Origin of the sequence: Streptomyces sp. 6N223, from assembly GCF_052246635.1 — a bacterium.
GTDB lineage: Bacteria > Actinomycetota > Actinomycetes > Streptomycetales > Streptomycetaceae > Streptomyces.
This window is the reverse complement of the sequence record NZ_JBQQCA010000119.1, coordinates 1-4,449: the sequence shown is the minus strand read 5'-3', so window position 1 is coordinate 4,449 and position 4,449 is coordinate 1. Positions and strand designations below refer to the sequence as shown.

General features: G+C 73.8%; 1 protein-coding gene. It reads right to left on the bottom strand.

Going from position 1 to position 4,449, the window contains the following annotated elements; genetic code table 11:
* On the bottom strand, window positions 1-4,449 hold a 4,449-nt coding region (locus ACTWQH_RS32485), incomplete at both ends, for a type I polyketide synthase (protein WP_443290408.1).

The window sequence follows — 4,449 nt, the reverse complement described above, 5'->3', positions numbered from 1 at the left end:
CGGCGGCGAGTTCGCCGATGGAGTGACCCGCCAGGTAGTCGGGCTGTAGGCCCTGGCTTTCGAGGAGTCGGTAGAGGGCGACTTGGAGGGTGAAGAGGGCGGGTTGGGTGTGTTCGGTGCGGTCCAGACCCTCGCCGGTGGTGATGATCTCCCGCAGCCTGGGGGTGAAGTGGGTGAGTACCTCGTCGTAGGCGTGGGCGAAGGCGGGGTAGGTGGTGTAGAGCTGTTGGCCCATGCCTGCCCGTTGTGAGCCCTGGCCGGTGAAGAGGTAGGCGAGCTTGCCGGGCTGGGCGGCGTTGCCGTGGATGACGGCGGAGCTGGGCTCGCCGGTCGCCAGAGAACGCAATGCCGCCAGCCGCGTCTCGTCGTCCTGGCCGATGATGACGGCCCGGTGGTCGAACAACGCCCGCGTCGTCACCAGCGAATGCGCGATGCCGGCGGCCGGGAGTTCGGGGTGGGCCTCGACCCACATGCCCAGGCTCCGCGCCTGGTCGCGCAGCGCGCCCTCCGACTTCGCCGACAGCACCCACGCCACCGGCTGGCCCGGTTCGTTGCCTTCGCCAGGGGCTGCTGCGGGCTCCTCCGCCGGCTCGATCTCCTCAAGGATCACGTGCGCGTTGGTGCCGCTGATGCCGAAGGAGGAGACGGCGGCCCGGCGCGGGTGGCCGTTTGCCTTCCACGGCCGGGACTCGGTCAGCAGGGAGACGGCGCCCGCCTCCCAGTCGATGTGCTGCGACGGCTCGTCGGCGTGGAGCGTGGGCGGCAGCTGCCCGTTGTTCATCGCCATGACCATCTTGATCACGCCCGCCACACCCGCCGCCGCCTGCGTGTGGCCGATGTTGGACTTGATCGAGCCCAGCCACAGCGGCCGGTCCTCCGGCCTGCCCTGCCCGTAGGTCGCGAGCAGCGCCTGCGCCTCGATCGGGTCGCCGAGCTGCGTGCCGGTGCCGTGGGCCTCGACGACGTCGACGTCGACCGGGTCGAGTCCGGAGTTGGCGAGGGCCTGCCGGATCACGCGCTGCTGCGAGGGGCCGTTGGGTGCGGTGAGGCCGTTGCTGGCGCCGTCCTGGTTGACGGCCGAGCCGCGCACGACCGCGAGCACCTGGTGGCCGTTGCGCCGCGCGTCCGACAGGCGTTCCACGAGCAGCAGGCCCACGCCCTCGCTCCAGCCGGTGCCGTCGGCCGAGGCGCCGAACGCCTTGCAGCGCCCATCCGGCGACAGCCCGCGCTGGCGGCTGAACTCGATGAAGGTCGTGGGCGTTGCCATGACGGTGGCACCGCCGACCAGGGCCAGCTGGCACTCGCCGTTGCGCAGCGCCTGCGACGCGAGATGGAGCGCCACCAGCGACGAGGAGCAGGCGGTGTCGACGGTCACGGCCGGACCCTCGAAGCCGAAGGTGTACGCCACCCGGCCCGACGCGATGCTCGGCGCGCTGCCGTTGCTGAGGTAGCCCTCGAAGTCGCGCGGCGCGTGCTGGAGCCGGGACCCGTAGTCGTTGTACATGATCCCGGTGAAGACGCCGGTCTGGCTGCCGCGCAGCGTCGTCGGGTCGATCCCGGCCCGCTCGAACGCCTCCCACGCGGTCTCCAGCAGCAGCCGCTGCTGCGGGTCCGTCGCCAGCGCCTCACGCGGCGAGATCCCGAAGAAGTCCGGGTCGAACTCCCCGGCGTCCCGCAGGAAGCCGCCGCGCCGCGTGTAGGTGTGGCCGCTGCGCTCGGGGTCCGGGTCGTACAGCTCGTCCACGTTCCAGCCCCGGTCGTCCGGGAACTCCCCGATGGCGTCCAGGCCGTCGGCGACCAGCCGCCACAGATCCTCGGGCGAGCGCACCCCGCCCGGATAGCGGCAGGCCAGCCCCACGATGGCGATCGGCTCGTCGACCGCCACCCGCGTACCGCTCGCCCCGGCCGCCGCCGGGTTGCTGTCCGAGCCCGACAGGTACGCGGCGAGAGCGGCCGGGGAGGGCTGGTCGAAGATGAGGGTGGCGGGCAGCCGCTTGCCGGTCACGTCGCCGAGACGGTTGCGCAGTTGCACGGCGGTCAGCGAGTCGAAGCCCAGCTCGTTGAACGGACGCTCGACATCGATCGCCGAGGCGTCGGCGTGCCCGAGCACCTCGGCCGCCGTGGCCCGCACCAGCTCCAGCGCCGAGCCGTAGCCGCCCAGGCCGTCGGCGCCAGCTCCAGCGCCAGCGCTGGAGCTTGTGCTGGCGTTCGGGCGCGGCCTCGGCGCGCGGACCAGGCCGCGCAGGACTGCCGGAAGCCGCCCCTCCTCGGCCTGGGTGCGCAGCGCGCCCGCGTCCAGGGCGGTGGCCACGGTCGCGGCGGCGCCGAGGCGCGCGTCGAGGCAGGCCAATCCCTGCTCGCTGGAGATGGGGGCGAGGCCTGCGCGCGCCAGGCGGGTGCGTTCGCGATCGCCGAGCTGCCCGGCCATGCCACTCGCCGTGCCGCTGTCCTGCTGCCACAGGCCCCAGGCGAACGAGGCGGCGGGCAGGCCCTGGGCGCGGCGGTGCGCGGCGAGGGCGTCGAGGAAGGCGTTGGCGGCCGCGTACGCGGCTTGGCCGGCGTTGCCCAGCACGCCTGCGACGGAGGAGAAGAGGATGAACTGGCGTAGGCCGGGGGCGTGTTCGCGGGTGAGCTCGTGCAGGCTCCAGGCGGCATCGACCTTGGGGCGCAGGACGGTGGCGACGCGGTCGGGCGTCAGGGACGTCACGACGCCGTCGTCCAGCACGCCGGCGGCGTGTACCACGGCGGTGACGGGCGTCGCGCGCAGCAGCTCGGTGAGGGCCTGGCGGTCGGCGACGTCGCATGCGGCGATGGTGACCTCGGCCGCGCCGAGGGCGGTCAGCTCGTCGCGCAGCTCAGCGGCGCCGTCCGCCGCCGGGCCGCGCCGGCTGACGAGCAGCAGACGCTGGGCGCCGTACGCCGTGACCAGGTGCCGTGCCACGTCCGCGCCGAGCGCGCCCGTGGCTCCGGTGATCAGCACCACGCCGTCGCCGGGGGCGTCGGCGTCGCTCGCGTTGAAGTCCTGCGGCTCGGTGGCTGCGGCCGGCGCGAGGCGTGAGGCGAAGACCTCCCCGTCCCGGATCATCAGCTCGGGCTCGTCGTCGCCCGCCGAAGCGAGCGCGGTGGCCAGGCCGGACTCGTTGATCTCGTCGGTCTGGTCCGCGTCGGAGTCGACCAGCACGAAACGGCCGGGGTGCTCGGCCCGTACGGCGCGGACGAACCCCCAGACCGCCGCCTGCGCCGGGTGACGTGGCACGTCGCCCTGGGCGTTGCGCGTGACCAGGACGAGCCGCTCCTCGGCCGGGCGGTCGCCCTCCGCGAGCCAGCCCTGCACCAGCTCCAGCAGCCAGGCGAGGGTGGTGTGCGTCGCCTCGGCGGCGTCGGTGCCCTCGACGAGCGGGACATGGTGGATGCTCACGGCACCGGACGCGGGGGCGTCGTTGGCCTTCTCCGGGCGCTTGACCGGCACCCAGTCCAGCTCGTACAGCGGCAGCCGTCCGCCGGTGAGGCGTTCGGGACGGACGCTGCGGAGCGTCAACGCCTTGACCTCGGCGACCTGTTGGCCGTCACCGTCGGCGACGGTGACGCTGACGGCGTCCTGGCCGAGGGGAGACAGCCGCACGCGCAGCCGGGTGCCCGCGCGGGCGGTGTGCAGTCGCATCCCGGACCAGCTGAACGGCAGCTGCACCAGCCCGGGCTCGCGACCCAGCGCGAGCGGGCGGAGCGCGGCGTCGAGCAGGGCGGGGTGGAGAGCGAAGCGTTCGCTGGCCGTCGTGTCGTCCGAGGCCGGCAGAGCGATGTCGAGGTAGGTGTCGTCGCCGTGTGTCCAGGCAGCGGTCATGCCCTGGAACACCGGGCCGTAGTCGAGCCCGGCGTCCGCGACGCGCTCGGCGAGGGCGTCGATATCGAACGCCTCGGCTCCGGCGGGGGGCCAACTGCTGGGCAGCGGCGGCAGCGAGCCGTCGCCGTCGACCGCGCCGGCCGCGAGCGTGCCGGTGGCGTGGCGGGTCCAGTCCGCGTCCTCTTCGTCGTCGGGGCGGGAGTGGATGACGATGGTCCTGCGGTTCCTGAGGTCGGTGTCGTCGGGGGCGCCGACGGTCACCTGGAGCTGGATGGCGCCCTGGTCGGGGAGGGCGAGGGGCGCCTCGATGGTCAGCTCGTCGATGGTGTCGAAGCCGAGGTGTGCTCCGGCGTGGAGGGCGAGTTCGGCGAAGGCGGTGCCGGGCAGCAGCGCGGTGCCGTGCACGGCGTGGTCGGCCAGCCAGGGGTGGGTGTGGAGGGAGAGACGACCGGTGAGCACCATGCCGCCGTCTTCGGCGAGCGGCACGGCGGCGCTGACCAGCCCGTGGTCCTCGGCACCAAGCCCGGCGGCCTTGACGTCGGCCGATCCCGCGCGCGGCTCGAGCCAGTAGCGGTTTTCCTGGAAGGGGTAGGTGGGGAGGGGGGTGG